At 60.3% G+C, this 17,847-nt stretch carries 15 protein-coding genes and 3 pseudogenes; 10 read left to right on the plus strand and 8 right to left on the minus strand.

The features are described 5' to 3' along the window. The 8 genes from nadC (at position 1) to panD (ending at position 6,920) form a co-directional block, all read left to right on the plus strand. Complete coding sequence (gene nadC, locus ACFSQT_RS17195; RefSeq protein WP_379020604.1) at positions 1–882, plus strand: carboxylating nicotinate-nucleotide diphosphorylase; 882 nt, start codon at positions 1–3, stop codon at positions 880–882. Between the two features lie 131 nt (positions 883–1,013). Then, on the plus strand, positions 1,014–1,232 hold the full coding sequence (locus ACFSQT_RS17200; protein WP_379020606.1) for a hypothetical protein: 219 nt from the start codon (positions 1,014–1,016) through the stop codon (positions 1,230–1,232). 156 nt (positions 1,233–1,388) lie between these two features. Then, positions 1,389–2,387, plus strand: coding sequence for a biotin synthase BioB (gene bioB, locus ACFSQT_RS17205; RefSeq protein ID WP_379020935.1), 999 nt, complete (start codon positions 1,389–1,391; stop codon positions 2,385–2,387). After that, a complete protein-coding gene (locus ACFSQT_RS17210) occupies positions 2,384–3,526 on the plus strand; it encodes an 8-amino-7-oxononanoate synthase (protein ID WP_379020608.1) in 1,143 nt (380 codons plus the stop codon). The genes bioB and ACFSQT_RS17210 overlap by 4 nt, the downstream gene beginning before the upstream one ends. Beyond that, the gene (gene bioD / locus ACFSQT_RS17215) at positions 3,523–4,161 is read left to right on the plus strand and encodes a dethiobiotin synthase (RefSeq protein WP_379020610.1); all 639 of its coding nucleotides are present in this window, start codon (positions 3,523–3,525) and stop codon (positions 4,159–4,161) included. The genes ACFSQT_RS17210 and bioD overlap by 4 nt, the downstream gene beginning before the upstream one ends. Continuing rightward, entirely contained in the window at positions 4,158–5,423 is a 1,266-nt protein-coding gene (locus ACFSQT_RS17220; RefSeq protein WP_379020612.1) for an adenosylmethionine--8-amino-7-oxononanoate transaminase, read from the plus strand. The genes bioD and ACFSQT_RS17220 overlap by 4 nt, the downstream gene beginning before the upstream one ends. Further along, positions 5,420–6,403, plus strand: a complete 984-nt coding sequence (locus tag ACFSQT_RS17225) for a beta-ketoacyl-ACP synthase III (protein WP_379020614.1) — start codon at positions 5,420–5,422, stop codon at positions 6,401–6,403. The genes ACFSQT_RS17220 and ACFSQT_RS17225 overlap by 4 nt, the downstream gene beginning before the upstream one ends. Before the next feature lie 64 nt (positions 6,404–6,467). After that, positions 6,468–6,920: an aspartate 1-decarboxylase gene (gene panD, locus ACFSQT_RS17230; RefSeq protein WP_379020616.1), complete on the plus strand. Its 453-nt coding sequence runs from the start codon at positions 6,468–6,470 to the stop codon at positions 6,918–6,920. Positions 6,921–7,110: 190 nt separating this feature from the next. On the opposite strand, the gene ACFSQT_RS17235 is transcribed toward panD, so the two are convergent. Next, positions 7,111–8,763: an MFS transporter gene (locus ACFSQT_RS17235; RefSeq protein ID WP_379020618.1), complete on the minus strand. Its 1,653-nt coding sequence runs from the start codon at positions 8,761–8,763 to the stop codon at positions 7,111–7,113. Between the two features lie 558 nt (positions 8,764–9,321). Here ACFSQT_RS17235 and ACFSQT_RS17240 point away from each other — a divergent pair. After that, a pseudogene (locus ACFSQT_RS17240) lies at positions 9,322–10,391 on the plus strand (IS5 family transposase). A 285-nt stretch (positions 10,392–10,676) separates the two neighbouring features. Here the strand turns inward: ACFSQT_RS17240 and ACFSQT_RS17245 are convergent. The 7 genes and pseudogenes from ACFSQT_RS17245 to ACFSQT_RS17275 all read right to left on the minus strand — a co-directional run. Beyond that, positions 10,677–10,834 (minus strand): annotated as a pseudogene (locus tag ACFSQT_RS17245) (DDE-type integrase/transposase/recombinase); the annotation flags it as partial. A 14-nt stretch (positions 10,835–10,848) separates the two neighbouring features. Then, positions 10,849–10,998, minus strand: a pseudogene (locus ACFSQT_RS17250) (IS110 family RNA-guided transposase); the annotation flags it as partial. A gap of 156 nt (positions 10,999–11,154) precedes the next feature. Beyond that, entirely contained in the window at positions 11,155–11,922 is a 768-nt protein-coding gene (locus ACFSQT_RS17255; protein WP_379020620.1) for an SDR family NAD(P)-dependent oxidoreductase, read from the minus strand. A 70-nt stretch (positions 11,923–11,992) separates the two neighbouring features. After that, a complete protein-coding gene (locus ACFSQT_RS17260) occupies positions 11,993–13,510 on the minus strand; it encodes a M81 family metallopeptidase (RefSeq protein WP_379020622.1) in 1,518 nt (505 codons plus the stop codon). A 51-nt stretch (positions 13,511–13,561) separates the two neighbouring features. Further along, a complete protein-coding gene (locus ACFSQT_RS17265) occupies positions 13,562–14,302 on the minus strand; it encodes an SDR family NAD(P)-dependent oxidoreductase (RefSeq protein WP_379020624.1) in 741 nt (246 codons plus the stop codon). Positions 14,303–14,368: 66 nt separating this feature from the next. Continuing rightward, positions 14,369–14,824 (minus strand): VOC family protein, encoded by a 456-nt coding sequence (locus ACFSQT_RS17270; protein WP_379020626.1) that lies wholly within the window; start codon positions 14,822–14,824, stop codon positions 14,369–14,371. A gap of 40 nt (positions 14,825–14,864) precedes the next feature. Then, a complete protein-coding gene (locus ACFSQT_RS17275) occupies positions 14,865–16,280 on the minus strand; it encodes a diaminopimelate decarboxylase family protein (protein WP_379020628.1) in 1,416 nt (471 codons plus the stop codon). A 175-nt stretch (positions 16,281–16,455) separates the two neighbouring features. Between ACFSQT_RS17275 and ACFSQT_RS17280 the strand changes: the two genes are divergently transcribed. Continuing rightward, positions 16,456–17,337 carry a LysR family transcriptional regulator gene (locus ACFSQT_RS17280; protein ID WP_379020630.1) on the plus strand — a complete coding sequence of 294 codons (882 nt, stop codon included), beginning with the start codon at positions 16,456–16,458 and terminating at the stop codon, positions 17,335–17,337. Positions 17,338–17,847 lie beyond the last annotated feature (510 nt).

Consider the following 17,847-nt stretch of genomic DNA (forward strand, 5'->3'; position numbering starts at 1 on the left):
ATGACTTCACTTGCACCGCTTCCCCAGATCATCATGGAACCCATCGTGCGCAGTGCCCTCCTGGAAGATCTGGGCAGAGCTGGCGACATTACGAGCGACGCGATCATCCCAGCCGACTGCAAGGCGACGTTTGCGTTGAATGCCAGGCAGGCTGGCGTCGTCGCCGGGCTTGATCTGGTCATGTTTGCCTTTCTGCTGGTCGATCCTGGCATCAGCATACAGTTGCGGTGTCCCGAGGGCGGCAAAGTGTCGGCCGGAGAAACCATCGCGAATGTCAGCGGGCCGGCGCGCAGCCTGCTGGCGGCCGAGCGGACGGCGCTCAATTTCCTCTCCAGGCTGAGCGGCATTGCCACCGCAACAGCTGCGCTCGTCGATGCGGTGCGCGGTCATAACACAAAGATCGTGTGCACACGAAAGACGACCCCCGGCCTGCGTGTCCTGGAAAAATATGCCGTCCGTGCCGGAGGCGGCGCCAATCACCGCTTTGCGCTCGACGACGCCGTGCTTATCAAGGACAACCACATCGCCATTGCGGGCGACATTCGTACCGCAATCGAGCGGGCGCGCAGCGCCATAGGCCACATGGTCAAGATCGAGGTCGAGGTCGACACGCTGGACCAGCTCGAGATGGCGCTGCAAGCGGGCGTCGACGCCGTGCTTCTCGACAACATGTCGGTCGAGGAGCTTGCTCAGGCTGTCGCGCTGGTCGGCGGCCGCGCGATCACGGAAGCCTCCGGTCGGGTAACGCTGGCGAGCGCCGCGGCAATAGCGACGACTGGCGTCGACCTTATCTCGGTTGGCTGGCTGACCCACAGCGCGCCGATCCTCGATATCGGAATGGATGTGCCGGTGGGTGCCAACTGCAGCAGGCGTCTGAACTGATGGGGCGGACATGATCCGCTCTTGCCGGGAATGGGCGAGTGGCAAGCGCGCCAGCACCACTCCTGCAGGTGCCTCCCAAAGCAAGGTTGCGGGCTGCCAGGCGATACGATCCAGATTGGCGAGGGGGAGAGATGACGGATAATGAACCAGCAAAGGCCCGCGGCGGAGCACTTGGCGTTATCGTCTGCCGGCTCGACGAACTGCGCCAGATGGCCGCCTCTCACGGGCTGGAATTTCTCGGTTATCTGCTGGACGTCGCCTTCACCGAATCCTGCGACGCAATCAGGAGGGAGCGTTCCTGCGCTCGAGGCGAAACAATGGATGCAGCGGCCCGCGCTGACGAGACGTGAGTTGCGCCATTGCCGGCAGCAGCCAGGGCCTTCTGTTTTGAATGAAACCGGCAATCGCGCCTCCATATGGGGCACTTCTCGCTGCACAGGCTTGTCGACCAGCAACCCTGCAAGGCTCACGGTCAAGGAGAGATGATTTTGGAGGACAAGGTGGATATGAAGCCCGAACTCAGCCCGGACCTGACCTCGGATCCAATCGGTTGGGCGCTTCCGCCCTGGACGCGAGAGGAAGCTAAGGCGGTCCACGACCTACCCTTCAACGACCTGCTCTTCCGGGCCCAGACCATTCACCGCGAGAATTTCGATCCCAACCGGGTGCAGCTGTCGCGCCTGCTCTCGATCAAGACCGGCGGCTGCCCCGAGGATTGCGGCTATTGCAGCCAGTCCTCGCATCATCAGTCCGGGCTCAAGGCGTCGAAACTGATGGAGGTTGAACGCGTCGTCGCCGAAGCCAGGAAGGCGCGTGACGCTGGCGCCACGCGCTACTGCATGGGCGCCGCCTGGCGCAGTCCCAAGGAGCGCGACATGGAGACGGTGGTTGCCATGGTCGAGGGCGTGAGGGCGCTCGGCATGGAGACCTGCATGACGCTCGGCATGCTCGACCCGGGCCAGGCCCAGCGGCTCAAGCAGGCCGGCCTCGACTACTACAACCACAACATCGACACCTCCGAGCGCTACTATAGCGAGGTCATCTCGACCCGGACTTTTGCCGACAGGCTGGACACACTTGCCAATGTCCGCGACAGCGGCATCAAGGTCTGCTGCGGCGGCATCGTCGGCATGGGCGAGGAGAAGGCCGACCGCGTCGACATGCTGTTGACGCTCGCCAACCTGCCCGAGCCGCCCAACAGCGTGCCGATCAACATGCTGATCCCGATCGAAGGCACGCCGCTCGGCGAGGCCGAGCCCATCGAACCGATCGAATTCGTGCGCACGATCGCGCTTGCCCGCATCATGATGCCGAAATCACATGTACGGCTCTCGGCCGGCCGCACGGCGATGAGCGACGAGATGCAGGCGCTGTGCTTTTTCGCGGGCGCCAACTCCATCTTCGTCGGCGATACCTTGCTGACCGCCGAGAACCCCGGTGAGGACAAGGACAGCGCGCTGTTGCGCCGACTGGGCATCAAGCCTTTTGCGCACGAAGCCCAGTGAACGGCAAGGCCTTGCTCGAGCGTTACGAGGCGATGTTGAGCGGTCTTGCCCGCAGGAATCGGTTGCGGATCCTGAGCAGCCGTTCGGGGCTCGATTTCGCCTCCAACGACTATCTCGGCCTCGCACGCTCGAAGCGCATGGCGGAGGCAGTCACTGCGGCACTCGCCGCGGGCACCCCTGTTGGGGCGACCGGCTCGCGGCTCCTGCGCGGCAACGCGCCTGAGCACGAGGCGCTGGAAGCCAAGGCAGCAAAATTCTTCGGCGCTGAGCGCGCGCTGTTCTTCGGCGGCGGCTATGTCGCCAATTTCGCGGTGCTCACGACGTTACCGCAGAAGGGCGACCTGATCGTGCTGGACAGGCTCGCCCATGCCAGCGCGCATGAGGGAGCCCGAGCCGGCCGCGCCGAAATGACGGAAGCCGCGCACAACGATGCGGCCGCCGTGGACGATGCAATCCAGGCCTGGCGCGCCAAAGGTGGCGCTGGTCACGCCTGGATCGTCGTCGAGAGCCTCTACAGCATGGATGGCGACCGGGCGCCGCTTGGTGAACTGATCGCGGTCGCGGACCGCCACGATGCCTTCCTGTTCGTCGACGAGGCGCACGCCACCGGGGTCTATGGCCCGGACGGGCGCGGGCTCGCGCACGACCTCGAAGGCCGCGACAATGTCGTGGTCTTGCACACCTGCGGCAAGGCGTTGGGCGCCTCAGGCGCGCTGGTCACCGCGCCACGCGTGCTGTGCGACTATCTCGTCAACCGCTGCCGTCCCTTCATCTACGCCACCGCGCCCTCGCCGCTGATGGCCGTGGCGGCGGCAACGGCGCTCGATATCATTGCCGACGAGCCAGAGCGCCGTGAGCGGCTGGCGAGGCTGGTTGCGCTTGCAGGCAAGAGGGCCGGGAACCTGGGCCTGCCCGCGAGCGGTTCGCAGATCCTGCCGATCATCGTCGGCGACAATGCCCGTGCCATGGTGCTGGCGCAGGCTTTGCAGGCGCGCGGCTTCGATGTGCGCGGCATCCGCCCGCCAACCGTGCCCGAAGGGACGGCGAGGCTGCGGGTGTCGCTGACGCTGAATGTCAGTGAAGACGATGTTTCGGCGCTGTTCGATGCGCTTGCCGAGGAATGGGAGCGTGCGCGATGACAATTAAAGTCGTCGTAACCGGTACCGACACCGGCATCGGCAAGACCGTGTTTTCGGCCGGTCTGGCTGGCCTGCTCGACGGCTTCTACTGGAAACCGGTTCAGTCAGGCCTCGACGAGGAGACCGACAGCGAGGTCGTTGCCCGGCTCTCCGGCTTGCCTTCAGGGCGCGTCCTGCCGGAAGTGTACCGTCTGAAGAGGCCTCTGTCGCCACATCGGTCGGCCGAACTCGATGGCGTTGCGATCGAAGCAGCAAAGCTTTCACTTCCGGAGCTGCCGGACCCGCTCGTCATCGAAGGCGCCGGCGGGCTGATGGTGCCGCTCAATCGGCAGACCAGGTTTATTGATGTTTTCCAGGAATGGCAGCTGCCGGTCATTCTTTGCGCGCGCACGGCGCTCGGGACCATCAACCACACCCTGCTTTCGCTCGAGGCCCTGCGCACCCGCTCCATACCACTGCTCGGCATCGCCTTCATCGGCGAGGAGATGGCCGATACGCAAAGGACGATCGCCGAGATGGGCAAGGTGCGCGTGCTTGGCCGCTTGCCGCGTCTCGATCCGCTGACGCCCGAGGCGCTTTGCGCGGCCATGCGCGCCGCGTTCACCGCCGCCGACTTCATGGAGATCCCACAGTGAGCCGCTCCGCCGTCTGGCACCCCTTCACCCAGCATGCCACCGAGCCGGTGCCGCCAACGATCGTGCGCACCGACGGCGCCTATGTCGAGACGCGCGACGGCAGACGTATCCTCGACGCGATCTCCTCCTGGTGGGTCATCACACACGGTCACCGCCATCCGAAAATCGTGGAGGCGATCCGGGACGCGACCGCGACACTCGATCAGGTGATCTTTGCCGGCCTCAGCCACGAGCCGGCCGAGCGCCTGGCCTCAGCGCTGGTCGACATGACGCCGCCGGGCCTCGACTGGGTCTTCTATTCCGACAGCGGCTCGACCAGCGTCGAGGTGGCGCTCAAGATGGCGCTGGGCTTTCACCGCAACAATGGCTTCCCGCGCGCCGGCATCGTCGTCATGGAGGACAGCTACCATGGCGACACTTTCGGCACGATGAGCGTCGGCGCGCGCGGCCTGTTCAACGCCGCATACGAACCCCTGCTGTTCGAAGTCGATACCATCCCGTTCCCCGCCGCGGGCCGGGAGCTGAACACGCTCGATGCCTTCGAACGGCTCACGCGCCACCGCAAGGCTGCCGCGTTGATTGTCGAGCCGCTGGTGCTTGGCGCCGGTGGCATGCGGATGTATCCGGCTTCAGTTCTTGCCGAACTCAAACGCATTGCCGAGCGCTCCGAAACGCTGTTCATCGCCGACGAGGTCATGACCGGCTGGGGGCGCACCGGCACAATGTTCGCCTGCGAACAGGCGGGAATTGTGCCCGACATATTGTGCACCTCCAAGGGGCTGACCGGCGGCTCGTTGCCGCTCGCGGCGACGCTCGCCACCGATGCGATTTTTCGCGCGCATTATTCCACAGATCGTACAAAGACCTTCTTCCATTCGAGCTCCTACACGGCGAACCCGATCGCCTGCGCGGCGGCGCTTGCGAATGTCGGTATCTGGAACGACGAGCCAGTGGCTGAACGCGTGGCTGCCTTGTCGCGGATGCAAGCGCAGAAGATTGCGCGGTTCAAGGAGGACGCGCGTTTCGAGAATGTGCGCACGACCGGCACCATCGCCGCGGTCGACCTCAGCGTCGGCAATGCCGGTTATCTGGCCAAGGTCGGCCCGAAGCTGCGCGCCTTCTTCCTCGAGCGCGCATTGCTGGTCCGCCCCCTCGGCAACGTCATCTACGTGCTGCCGCCATACTGTGTGACATCGGATGAACTCGACCGCCTCTACGCGACAATAGACGAGGCCGCCGCGTTTGTGAGCGACAAGAGATGAACCGCAGGGCGCGCATCATAGGCCTTGGCCATCACGTGCCGGCTCGAAAAGTCGGCAATGCCGAGATCGAGGAACAACTCGGTCTGGACCCAGGCTGGATCGAGGGACGAACCGGCATCCGCTCGCGTTTCTGGGCGGAGCCAGGCGACACACTATCCGGGCTGGCGGCCAAGGCAGGCGACATGGCGCTTGAGGCGGCCGGCATCGATCGCAAGGAGATCGGCCTGCTCCTGCTCGCGACGTCGACGCCTGACCACCTGCTGCCGCCGAGCGCGCCGCTGGTGGCGCACAGGCTTGGCCTCGAAAGGGCCGGCGGGGTCGACCTGGCGGGCGCCTGCGCGGGGTTCGTCTATGCGATGTCCTTCGCCGACGGCTTCGTGCGCCTTAACAACAAGCCGGCGATCGTCATCGCCGCCAACATCTTGAGCCGCCGGATCAATCCGGCCGAGCGGGCGAGCGCCGTGCTGTTCGCCGATGCCGCGGGCGCCGTGGTGCTTGCCCCGGCAATCGATCCCGGCCTCGGCATCCTCGGCTCCTCTTTTGCCGCGGACGGTTCCGCCTACGGCCTGATCCAAATCCCTGCCGGCGGCAGCAACCGTCCGTTCGCGCAAGCGATCGACATCGCCGAAACCCGCATGACGATCGCGAACGGCCGCGAAGTCTTCGCCAAGGCGGTCGAGATGATGAGCCGCTGCTCCCTGGAGGCGCTGGCGGCGGCTGGCATGGCCAGTTCAGACGTCGCCCGTTTCGTGCCGCACCAGGCCAATGCCCGCATTTTCAACGCGGTCGGCAAGTCGCTCGGCATCGAGGACGAACGCATCGTCAAGACCATCGCCGATTACGGAAACTCTTCGGCCGCAACCATCCCCCTGTCGCTGTCGATCACGCACCGTGACAAGCCTATCCGGCGGGGCGAGAAGCTGCTGCTGGCGGCTGCCGGTGCGGGCCTTACCGGCGGGGCGCTGGTGATTGGAATGTAGGCGGTGGTCATCAACTGCTCGAAAGGCAGTTGCCCGATCAAGCTCATCAAGAGGACCAGCAATCATGCGAAAGATAGTCGCCGGCAAGCTCCACGGACTTCATGTCACCGAGGCGAACCTTAACTACCACGGGTCGATAACGCTCGATCCAGCCCACTGCGAGGCGGCTGGAATCCTGCCGATGGAATTTGTCGAGATATGGAACAAGAATTCCGGCGCGCGGATTTCGACATATGTGATCCTTGGCGAGCGGGGCTCTCGGTGCTGTGTTCTAAACGGCGCCGCCGCGCGGACGTGCCAGCCCGGCGACCAGATCATCGTCTGCAATTCGATCTACCTCGACGAAACCGCACTCACCTCGCTGAAACCACGGATCGTCACCTTCGATCAGGACAATCACATTCGTGACCGCCTGAGCTATTCGGTCTATGTCGACGCAAACGGCCGCTACAGTTTCAGTATCCTCGACGAGACAAACGCGCCTGTGGCCATTCCTGCCCGAGCCGCCGGCGCATGACCTGATCAAGTTGTCCCAAACAAAAGCCCCGACGCTGGAACGGGCCGAGCCGGGGCTCCACCGATCCAGGCGGACACTTGATCGAAGTTGTTGCGATGAGGTCAATCGGCCGACCGCAAGATCGGGGGCGAGCGGGAAAGCTTGGCTCGTCCTCAACGCAACTGCCCCTCCCCGTTATTCCCGCATGAGATCACCGTCGGAAAAAGAAACTTGTCGACTGATCTCGCTTGCGGGCCGCTCCGGTCGGACGTTCAATCGCAAGCTTGGTGCGGGGTGGAAGCTTTCCCACATGCAATTCAAGGAGACGCTGGTCCAGCTCCTTGTCCGCCGCTGTGAGGCGATGGTTCAGGCGAAGGTAATCCATCCAGGTCGGCGTGCGGAATGTCTCTGTCCAATGCTGCGGCTCCTGCAGATCGCGCTGAAGGGTCCAGTGCCGGGCTCCGACGCGGCTTTGAACCCGGCGTCGTTCCCGCATCCGATCCAGGAAGGCTTCCAGATTGGTCTCCGGTATCGAGTACTCGATCTTGACGACGATCGGGCCGCTTCTCGACTTCAGGTCCAGGGCGAGTTCTGGTGTTTCGAAGCCGAGGGGATCCTGGTCAGAATCTTTCCATTGATGAATTGGCAGCAGGAACCCGGTGGCGGCAACCAACAGGAGAGCGCCAGCGGAGCATTCCAGCGCCAGGCTGAGCGAATAGTTCTCAGCCAGCACGCCCCAGAGCCAACTGCCGGCCGCGATGCCGCCCGAGGAAAGGGCAGAGTAGATCGAGAGCGTGCGACCAACGACCCACCGTGGGCTCGACAATTGCACGCTCACGTCAAGCCCGGTCCAGGTAACGACCCAGCCCGCACCGCCAAGCGTCAGCGCGATAGTTGCCACCAGCAGTGAAGGAGTAAACGCAAGAGCCAGACAGCACGCCGCGCAGGCGATGCACGCCAACGTCGTCAATCGCTCCTGCGACAGCGACCGTCTCAGCACGTTGTTGGAGATGCCGGCGCATAAGGCGCCCGCCCCAAATCCGGCCATCAGGGTGCCATAAGCGATCGGTCCTCCTCCAAGCTGATCGCGGGCGACCAGGGGCAGCAGCGCCAGTATCGAGATGCTTGTCAGGCCAAACAGAGTTCCGCGCGCGATTGCCGCCTTGATCTCTCCCGACAGCGCCGTAAAGCGCGCTCCATCATGAATGGCCGTGGTCATTGGCTCCCGGGGAAGAGGCGACGGGCGACCACTCCATTTACAGCGCCCTATGGCCCACAGCATCGTCAGATAGGTCAGCGTCGCGATGGCGAAAGCCGTCAGCGGTCCAAACGAGGCAACGACGACGCCGCCGAGCGCCGGACCAATGCTTCGCATGGCATTGTAGCCGACGGAGATCAGCGTGACGGCGGCCGGAACTTCTCGTTTTCGCAGGATGTCGCCAACCGAGGCGTGCCAGGCCGGATCCGTAAAGGCAGCGCCGCATCCGGCCAGGCAGCTGAAGGCGAGGATCATCCAAGGATTGTAAAATCCCAGCCCCACAAGAGCAGTCAGCGTTATCGACGACAACGCTATCACGCACCAGCCGAGCGCCATCACTTTGCGACGGCTGAAATTGTCGGCAATGGCTCCGGCAAAAATCGACAATAGGAATACGGGCAGCGTGGTGGAGGTCTGCACCAGGGCGACCATCACGTCCGAGGTCGAGATGGTCGCCATCAGCCAGCTGACCGCGACGGTCTGCAGCAGCCAGCCCAGGCTGGACACCTGTGCTCCAAGCCAAATTGCACGAAAGGTGGGGTTCTCCAGCGGAGCAAACGTGGCCGACGAAACTGCAGCCGCGTCCGCGCGCACCACCCTGCTCATTGGGCCGAGCCTCTCTGTTCGTGTCGAGGTTAAGTTGGAGATTTCCCTCAGTCCACTTGCCCATGGACAATGGCAGGATCAGGGCATCATAGGGGGATGGCACAACTTAATTTTCGATGGCTCCCAACGGCCGAAGCGAAAGCAGGCCGCAACGTATGGGAGCCTCCATTTCATAGCGATCCGCGACGCGAAAAATGCAGGATCGCGCTTGTCACCGTCGAAGGTCATCGCCGCAAAATTGCCTCGCGGATCGATGATGGGGATGTCACACAACAAAAATTCGGGAACCACGCCCCTTCGCAAAAAGGACCCTCTGCTTAGCTTCTAATGGCCCATACCCGTTCGTCCAAAGCCCCATCGCACAGGCATCCGCCGAAGGCGACGCGCACGATGATTGGATCGACGCTCTGGTGCTGGAGCTCAAGACTGCGCGCCGTCCAGGGCGCCGGACAATTCGAGATCAGCGTGGGCTTGTCACAAGGTGGACGCCTCCGGAAACTGGACGATTTGAGCGTTTTCTGATTCCCTGCCGGTGGTGGAAGAGGCGGGGATATTCGCATGCAAGGACAGAGCGGCTTCTGGGATGTCGAGGATCGTCTGAAGGAGCTTTCGGCGGAAGGTGACCCCTTGGAGAAGCTGTCGGCGACGGTCGACTTCGAGATGTTCCGGCCGCTGCTTGTGAAGGGCCTTCGCCGTAGCGATGCTTCGAAAGGTGGCCGCCCCGGCTTCGATCCGGTGCGTTCAAGATGCTGGTGTTGCAGGGCCTGCACGGGCTGTCGCTGCAGCAGACCGACTACCTGGTGCGAGATCGGCTGAGCTGGATGCGGTTTTGCGGTCTTGGTCCGGGCGACGCGGTTCCCGACGCCAACACGCTGTGGGACTTCCGCGAGGCGCTGATCGCGGGGAAGATGCTGGATCGTCTGTTCGAGCGGCTGGACAAGGCGATCAGCGATGCCGGCTACCTGCCGATGTCGGGCCAGATCCTGGATGCGACGCTGGTGGCGGCGCCAAGGCAGCGCAACACGGATGCCGAGAAAGTGGCGATCAAGGAAGGCCGCATTCCCGAGGAATGGCAGGACAAGCCCGCGAAGTTGCGCCAGAAGGATCGCGATGCGCGCTGGACGGTGAAGTATTCGAAGGCGAAGCCGAAGGAGGACGGCACGAAGCAGATCGACATCGCCATTCCGGTCTTCGGCTACAAGAGCCATATCTCCATCGACCGCAAGCATGGCGTCATCCGTCGGCAGAAGGTCACCAACGCGGCTGCTGCCGATGGCGCACGGCTGCGTGAGGGATTGATTGCCCCGGACAACACGGCCGGCGACGTGTGGGCCGACAGCGCCTATCGCTCGCAGGCCAATGAGGATTATCTCGTCGGGCAAGGCAAGGTCAGCCGCATCCACCGCAAGAAGCCGAAGGGCAAGCCGATGCCCGTTGCCATGCGCCGCGCCAATGCGACGAAATCGAAGATCCGCGCCCGCGTCGAGCATGTCTTCGCCGAGCAGAAGGACCGGATGGGCCTGTTTATCAGAACCATTGGCATCGCGCGGGCCGAAGCCGCGATCACGTTCGCCAACATGGCTTTCAATATGAAGCGCTGGTGCTGGCTGACCCGAAGACCGGCGTAAGCGTAAGCCGCATGGGCGAAAAAAGGCGCCGAGATCACGGGGAACGAGGCCCTATCCCCTATCCTGCCAATACCCCGTAAAAAGCGTCGACCCGTGCGGCCCATTGCTCAAATCCTCCAGTTTCCGGAGGCGTCCAGGTCGCGAAGGCAGAGAGAGTTAAGAGAAGGAATGCCCTGCCGGCGGGGAGGTGCATCCGGCAGGGCTCGCCGTCCGCGGTCAAATGGGAGGACCGGACAGCAGGGCAAAAAAGCAGGTTGGTGCTCGCAAAGATTATACTGCGCCGGGAATGTGAAACAGGTTGGCGATGGGATCGTGGATGAGACCAAGCGCTGAAGCTGTCGCGCTGACTTGAACCGCTTCATAGTCCTCTCCCGCCGTCGGACCGATTGGCGAGAATTCTCAGCGCGATTGTTCAGGCCCTTGTGTGAGCGATGCTCGACGCCCGCCGAGTGCATGCTCATGCTGCCGCGCTGCCAAGATCCCCGCAATCCTCTTTCTTTGTCAACATCGCCCACACTGAGCGAGCCATCTTGTCGGCCAACGCCATGGCAGCCAGCATCAATGGTTTCCGATCCAGCATTCGGGCAAGCCATGAGCCGGGCCGAGCAAGATAAGCCAGTCTGCGCCACTTCTTCTGGCCGGCCCATGCGCCTGAGCGCCGTAGAAGCAATTAATAGCCGGGAACGCTCAAGATCGTCTTGTCGATGTGACCCGCCACACGGTTTCCTTTAAAAGGCTTGCTTCGGGCGTCCCCAGTGTGGGCTTAGTAGAGCGTTCTTCCGCCATCGACTGTCAGCGTGGCCCCGGTCGTGTAAGAAGACGCATGGGAAATGAGGTATAAGATTGCTTCGGCGACCTCCGACGGCTGGGCGGCTCGACCCAGAAGATAGTTGGAGAAGTCGGCGGGGATCGAATTTTGACCCTGTTCAGGTGCAGTCATTGGGGTGTCAATAAAGCCTGGGCAGATAACGTTAGCGCGGATCTTTGGCGCTAGCTCGCTGGCGAGAGCTTTCGTGAAAGCAATGACTCCGCCTTTCGAAGCAGCGTAGGCAGTTTGGTCCGCGAATGGTTTCAGACCCTGACCCGAGGAAATATTGACGATGGCAGCACGTTCCTCCTTCCGAAGCCATGGCAAAGCCGCATGGCAAACCAGGTAGGTTCCCGTTAGATTGACCGCGAGGACACGCTCCCACACATCCAGGGTTGTCTCTTGGAGGCTTTTGATCGCCAAAATGCCAGCACAGTTCACAAGGCCATCAATGCCCCCCATAGCGTTCGCGGCGCGAGCGATAGCCAACTCTACTGAACTCTGATCTGATACGTCGACGAGATGAGTGCTACCAGAGCTGATGGAATAGGTCTCACGAAGACCGTCTTCCCTCAGATCGAGCAAGGCAAGGGTTGCTCCCTCTGCCGCCATTAAAACCGCAGTAGCGCGGCCAATCCCGGAGCCAGCCCCTGTCAGAACAACCCTTCGGCCGGACAAACGCCCTTCTCCGGCACCCGAAGCCGATCGTTTCGTATTCAGCATATTCCCCTCCTATCGAGCATCACAATAGAGGTCAGTGCCGTTAGGACGCTGCGATTGAGAACTGTTCGCTTCAATTAATCGCGTGCTGCGCTTTGTAATTAAACGGAAATGTTGTTTCGAGATCAATGGGATATATCGGCCGACGGATTCTTCGGTAATTATAGGAGTCAAGATTGCAAGTTGCGCTGCCGGGCGGATCGGTAGCCACGATTGCCTTGGCTCTAGGTTGAAAAAATGCTCGAAAATGGTTGAGGCCTTTTAGACAAACTATCTCATATTGAGTAACGTCGGCACCAGTAATCAAAAAAGGACGATCATCTATAGTGCCGCTGTCGGGAAACTCTGTAACGATAATTTCTACATTGCCAACGCGCAAACGAGCTGTTTTGCCGTAACACACCGGTAGCCCTTCCATCATGGGAGACACGAAAGTGGCATTTCCGTCTGATAGTGCGCACACTCTTGCGTTGTGCAATTCAATTGAGGCACCGGAGATCTTGTCGATTTTACCGCCTAGCAAGCCAGAAACTACTGCCCCAACACCGGCTTTGTGAGCAAGGAGGGCAATTTCAGGGTCGGAAATGAATCCGAAAATTGTCCTGGCAAGATTTCGGCTCAGAATCTCGCGCAGAAGATGGGTTCCATTGCCAGGCGCCCCGCTACCAGGATTGTCAGAAACTTCCACAATGACAACATAGCCTGTTCCGGGTTTTTTCAGCGCGTCTAGAGCTCGATCCACAGCCACATCCGGCATAGGGCACTCGCCTTTCAGTTGGTCCCTCTTTTCCCAGATGTGCATGGCAATTTCTTCGGCGGCCTCCTTTGCCCCTTTTTCAGCTACAACCACTACAGAGGCTCCAACGCAAGGCACATCTGTAAAGTTGTAACCATGGAAAAAAGCTGCATCTATCAGGTCGTGTTTAGCGGCATAGTCGGCCACGTAGTCCGTAATAGATTTCATGGGGTCGTTAAAGGTGTTACCAATTAGCGAATCGACCATTAAAGGTAGTTGAACAAGGGCTGTTTGAGGAGTTGCTGCGCCACGCAATTTGCGAACAAGGGTTTTCATTGCCAAATATCCCGCATCCGCCATATCGACGTGAGGATATTGCTTGCAGCCGAACAGGCCGTTCGACAGTTTGACCATTTCCGGAGTGATATTTCCATGAAGATCCAGGGAAACGGTGATAGGCGTGTCCGGCCCGACCACCTCCCGCACCTTTTCCAAGGTATAGGCCTCTAAGTCGTCCGTGTTCTCGGCACAGCCGGCGCCGTGAAGCGACAAACATATCCCCATGTATTCACCCTTTCGTTCTTTGGCAACCTTAGTTAATTCCCCTACGGCATATTCGACGGCCTCCTTAGTAAGTTTCGGCCCGGCATTCATCACTGCAACCGTCGGAATTAACTCCACCCCAGCTTCTTCCGCTGCTTTGATCATTCCGCCCAAATCGCTGGGCGTATTCCGGAATTTTCCAAAGAGTTCTTGACCTACCGACCATCCAGCGTCAGCCCAACGTTTAAAATCCCCAGCATCGGAGGCAAAGGTGCTGCTTTCATGGCCGAGCATACCGAATAATATTTTCATACTGCCGACATCCTAATTATGAGACGTTTTCCTGAGCGTTCGCTGGAGGCATCAACTGGCGATGTAGCGACCGCCGTTGATGTGGACAGTTTCGCCGGTGATGAAGCTGGCCCAATCCGAGCAAAGATACGCCACGGTCTGCGCCACTTCTTGTGGCCGGCCCATGCGCTTGAGCGGCGTCGAAGCGATTAGTTGCTGCCCCTGCTTTTCGAGCAGGGTCTTGACCATCGGCGTATCTATGAGGCCGGGGGACACAGCATTCACCCGAACATCGGGAGCAAGTTCCAAAGCCAGTGAGCGCGTGAAAGTCAACACGCCCCCCTTGGAAGTTGCATAGCTCGAGTGGTTGTAGCTTCCGCAATGACCAGCTACTGAGGCCACGTTCACAACCGCACCGCCTTTGGCAAGCAAGGGGATCGCAGCGCGGCAAGTGAAGAACACCCCGTCGAGGTTTACCGCAGTGCTGAGCTTCCACTGTTCGTCAGTCATGTCGTGAATCATCTGGTCGCGGTAAAGACCCGCGCTGGTCACCAGAAAGTCAAGCTTGCCGAAACGCCTGTTGATCTCGGCGGCCACCGCATCAGCATCCACGGACTTCCCGGCATCCTGCTTGATGCCGACTACCCTTTCCTCCGTCGAGTCTAGTTCCCTTGCGAAATCCTTGATGCCGGTTTCGTCCAGGTCCGTCAGGACGCAGAAAGCGCCTAGGCATAAGAAGATGCGCGCGATCTCGCGGGAAATCACGCCATTCGCTCCTGTCAGCCATAGGACTCGTCCACCAAAGTCGTGCATGTCACCTCCACCGCACCCTTTCAATGCGCCGCCAATGCGAACTGGTCACTCCCTCTGCTGGGACCGTCAGGGTGACGGTTCCCCCATGATCTCCACAGTTACACCGTCCCATGTTTGGATGTACATCAGGCGTTTGCCCTTGTTCGGCCCTGTGTCAACGGTCCCGATCTTTCCAAGAGGCCGACCACCATATCCTTCCGCTCGCTTCTGCACTTGCTCGAGATCAGGCACATTCAAGGCAAGATGCGCGAAACTCGCGTCACATGGGCGCATATCCATTCGCCGGCTCCTAAGCTGGCCTACATACTCGATGAACTCGATGACGAAGCCTGGTCCCTTCATGAAGGCCACAACGATGTCGGCCTCGTCCAACCCTGTCACGGCGCGTATCATCGCCGTGCCGCGGGGGCCTTTCGTAAGGATTTCAAAGTTGAAAACCTGCTCGAAGAACGAGACAGTCCTGTCGAGGTCTTCTACGGTGAAGCTGAAATGGTTAAGGCTTATCTCGTCAATATCGTTCATTGATGAACTCCCGGTCATCGCGTAAATTCTGACGAAGCCGTTACTTGGGCAACAAGTGATCGGGTATGGAGGTATTTTGATAAAGATCCTCGACGGTTTCCCGCCGCTTGATCATATGAACCGTGCCATTGCAGATCATCACCGTGGCAGGTCGAGGAACGCTATTAAACTGCGTCGATGCCGAATCGGCGTACATTCCAGCATCCAAGATTACGACAGGCTCGCCGGTGGCCAATTTGGGAATTGCCCAATTGTGAGCCATACGCGAGTCAATGCAGGTCGATCCGACTATTTGGGCTAGCTCGGCATAGGCCCTATCCATCCCGCTCGCAGGCAGGAAGTGGTAGGCGCTGCCGGCCGTATCAATACGCGGCAGATTGTTGGTGCTGAAGTCAACGTTGACCCACACCATCCCGCAGTCCCGCTTGATCTGACCTACTCGGCCCAGCAGCGCCACAGCGTTACCGACAATAAATCTCCCAGGCTCCATGCGAAGCTCTGGAATAGGCAACTGGTGCGACCTGAATGTGTCGAGAAGTGAGGCCACAACCGCTTCAGCAAAGTTTTCGACCGAAGAGCTGTTTAGCGTGTGCGTCCGCGATTCCGGGTCGCGGTCTCGAGGCCAGCCACCGCCGATATCGATAAGCTCTGGGACATAGCCCGTGGCTTCGCGGATCCGAATGATCGTTTCTGCAAAGTCGCGTGTGCACGCAGCGAACAGCTCGGGATCCTGCGTAAATCGAGGCGTGTGAAGACTGAAGCCGCGCAGCCGGAGGTTCCGACAGGTTAGGATTTGGGGAACCAGATCAAGGGCGGAGTCGACCGAAAATCCCCACTTCTCCCGCAGCAGGAACTGCCTGACGTCGCTGGTCAGCCCCAAGTAGTCACTTGACGAACCTGCCAGGCTTTCCGGAGCGCTCTTGATGCGCAAGGCGACGGACCCGACCGTTCCAAGCTCCGCGCATATCGCATCCAGCATGCGGATCTCATCCACCGCATCGATGTTGACGTTGACGCCCTTGTGAATGGCGGCGCGCAATTCGGCTTGCGTCTTGTTGCTGCCGTTCATGGCGACCCGCTCGGGATCGGCACCGCCCATGAACGTGGAGTGCAGTTCGCCCAGGCCGAAGCAGTCGCCACCACCGCCCTCCTGATGGATGACGGCCCGGATCGCCGGATTGTTGTTCGATTTGATGGCGTACATGACCACGACCTTGTTCGGCCAGAGCCTTTCGAAGACGCCTTTCATCCGGCGGAAGTTTTCGCGCAGCGTTTGCTCACTCACCACATAAAGCGGAGAGCCGAATTCTGAGAGCAGATCCTCGGCCCTGCAACCGTCGAAGATCAGATCGCCGTCCTGCGATACCTCGATGTGGTCAGTGCGCGTGATCACATTGGTCACATGCTCGCGGGGATTAGAGCCGAGAAATTCTCGTCCTGCAGGGATTTCAGTCATCATTAAGCCTTTGGAATCTGCGATCTCTACGTCTGCTGCAGTCACTGCTGTTCGACGCGGCGAATGTCCTCCCAGGCGGCAAGCGCGACAATTGCTTTGTTCACGAGGATATGTTGACTATAAGTGACCAATTGGCCGAGATAACCGAGGTTGAGGTCTGGGTAAATTTCGAGAGATGAGCCACCGTCTGCCACCACTTATCGCGCTTCGCGCGTTTGAAGCCGTTGCCCGGACCGGCAGTGTCCGCGCGGCCGGAGACGAGCTTTCTGTTAGCCATACGGCCGTCTCGCGCCACATCCAGAACCTTCAGAACCGTCTCGGAGTAGCGTTCTTTGAGCGTAACGGGAGGGGGTTGACGCTTACCGGGTCAGGTGAACGTTACTATCAGAAAATATGTCGGGCGTTTGAAGCAATTACACTAGCCACGTCCGAGTTGAAGCCCGATCTGCCAACGCAGCTGGATATCTGGTGTACGCCGGGCATCGCATCGATCAAGCTGCTTCCTCGGCTGCCTGATCTTGAGAGTTACCTTCCACGGTGTGATGTCGCCCTGCGGCCGACACGGCGGCGTCCCGATCTGACGACGAACGAGGCTGATGCGGAGATCGTGTTCCTGTTCGATGGCGAGGAGCGCGAGGGATGCCATGTGGAGGTGCTTAATCGTCCCCGCATGTTTCCCGTGGCTAGCCCAAGCTTCCTTGGCCGTCACGGGCCGGTGTCGTGCGTTGATGAACTTCTGAAACTGCCGCTCATCCATGAAGAGTCGACTGGCCAATGGGAACGGTGGTTCGACCGTCTTGGACGTTCCGGACCGCTGTCCCTACGCGGCCCCAAGCTGTGGAACGGTCAGCAGACGATCGAGTCGGCGCTACTTGGACAGGGCGTTGCGATGACAGGAAGCCTTCTTGTCGACCAGCATATCGAGACAGGTGAACTCGTAGAGGTCTTGTCGACGAATGTCCACCTGGGCTCATACTGCCTTGTGACCACGAAGTCGCGATCTGTGACCGCTCCGATACTAGCGCTGCGGCGCTGGCTGGCTGATATCCTGGAATGATGAAACTCGAAGCATTCAGTTGTCGGCCGCCAACGGTATTCGGCGCTACCTAAGCACAATTAATCGGCGTAACCGGATCATCTGCCGTTAGGTGGCAATGCTAATTTTCCGTAGTCCGGGGCAGTGATGGTGGCCAACGGCTCGGCCGCTGAAGGACAGCGGCCGAAGTTCAGTTCGAAGAGCTTTCTCAAGCAGCTGTCCGACTTTGAGAAAGGCGGATCGCACCCATGAGACGCTCACGATCAGCGTAGACACGACGGCAATGATGGGCATCAGGTTTTCATCGATGTCCTTGAACACTTTTCCGGTAATGGTCGTTCCATCGATTCGGGAATGAAGAAGACCCCGGTTTGCAATCTCCAGCAGAGGTCAAAGCGCTGCAGCGCACTTGACACGAAGATCATGACGTATGGAGCAGTCAGCGTGGTATGCGTCAGAGGAAACCCATGAAAGTCCCCGTCGGTCCGCCGCACATTGATCTGGCGGCTTGTAAGAGAGGCAACCGTTCGA

Source organism: Mesorhizobium calcicola, assembly GCF_042682105.1.
GTDB lineage: Bacteria > Pseudomonadota > Alphaproteobacteria > Rhizobiales > Rhizobiaceae > Mesorhizobium > Mesorhizobium calcicola.

Bases quoted from the DNA above. Each gene is read 5' to 3' on its own strand.
- ACFSQT_RS17225 (WP_379020614.1), top strand. From the start codon at position 5,420: ATGAACCGCAGGGCGCGCATCATAGGCCTTGGCCATCACGTGCCGGCT.
- nadC (WP_379020604.1), top strand. From the start codon at position 1: ATGACTTCACTTGCACCGCTTCCCCAGATCATCATGGAACCCATCGTG.
- ACFSQT_RS17270 (WP_379020626.1), bottom strand. From the start codon at position 14,824: ATGAACGATATTGACGAGATAAGCCTTAACCATTTCAGCTTCACCGTA.
- ACFSQT_RS17235 (WP_379020618.1), bottom strand. From the start codon at position 8,763: ATGAGCAGGGTGGTGCGCGCGGACGCGGCTGCAGTTTCGTCGGCCACG.
- panD (WP_379020616.1), top strand. From the start codon at position 6,468: ATGCGAAAGATAGTCGCCGGCAAGCTCCACGGACTTCATGTCACCGAG.
- ACFSQT_RS17255 (WP_379020620.1), bottom strand. From the start codon at position 11,922: ATGCTGAATACGAAACGATCGGCTTCGGGTGCCGGAGAAGGGCGTTTG.
- ACFSQT_RS17275 (WP_379020628.1), bottom strand. From the start codon at position 16,280: ATGACTGAAATCCCTGCAGGACGAGAATTTCTCGGCTCTAATCCCCGC.
- ACFSQT_RS17280 (WP_379020630.1), top strand. From the start codon at position 16,456: ATGAGCCACCGTCTGCCACCACTTATCGCGCTTCGCGCGTTTGAAGCC.
- ACFSQT_RS17200 (WP_379020606.1), top strand. From the start codon at position 1,014: ATGACGGATAATGAACCAGCAAAGGCCCGCGGCGGAGCACTTGGCGTT.
- ACFSQT_RS17265 (WP_379020624.1), bottom strand. From the start codon at position 14,302: ATGCACGACTTTGGTGGACGAGTCCTATGGCTGACAGGAGCGAATGGC.
- bioB (WP_379020935.1), top strand. From the start codon at position 1,389: ATGAAGCCCGAACTCAGCCCGGACCTGACCTCGGATCCAATCGGTTGG.
- bioD (WP_379020610.1), top strand. From the start codon at position 3,523: ATGACAATTAAAGTCGTCGTAACCGGTACCGACACCGGCATCGGCAAG.
- ACFSQT_RS17260 (WP_379020622.1), bottom strand. From the start codon at position 13,510: ATGAAAATATTATTCGGTATGCTCGGCCATGAAAGCAGCACCTTTGCC.